Origin of the sequence: Mangrovimonas sp. ST2L15, from assembly GCF_001280515.1 — a bacterium.
Classification (GTDB): domain Bacteria; phylum Bacteroidota; class Bacteroidia; order Flavobacteriales; family Flavobacteriaceae; genus Mangrovimonas; species Mangrovimonas futianensis.
On the sequence record NZ_LBIQ01000047.1, the window covers coordinates 1 to 400 of the forward strand.

Sequence of the window (400 nt, forward strand, 5' to 3'; positions counted from 1 at the left end):
CTTGGCCATCTTCACACCGACCTCACCTACTTACGGAAGTTCTGTTTTTCCTCCTTTCAATACAGCAACCTCACCTTTGCTATATCCGTGCGCGTTTCCAATAATTACCGCGTCTACTCCTGCATGAACCAAAGCTTCAACTCGTTCAACAGCATCACCTTTAACACCTACAGCCGCTGCTACTCTCAAACGACCAATCTGATCTTTATTAGCCTTTGTTTTTTGAGTCAATTTGGTAATATCTATAAACGTAATCAATCGTACCAATTTGAAATCCTTATCTACAACCGGAAGTTTTTCTATTTTGTTTACTTGTAAAATGACCTCAGCAGCCATCAAAGAAGTACCTTCCTAAGCCGTCACCAAGTTGTCAGAAGTCATGACCTCAACAACGGGACGT

The 400-nt window shown here is 41.8% G+C and carries 1 pseudogene; it reads right to left on the reverse strand.

Features of this window, described 5'->3' with window-relative positions:
• Nucleotides 1-33: 33 nt before the first annotated feature.
• Nucleotides 34-400 (reverse strand): annotated as a pseudogene (locus ZA07_RS15015) (IMP dehydrogenase); the annotation flags it as partial.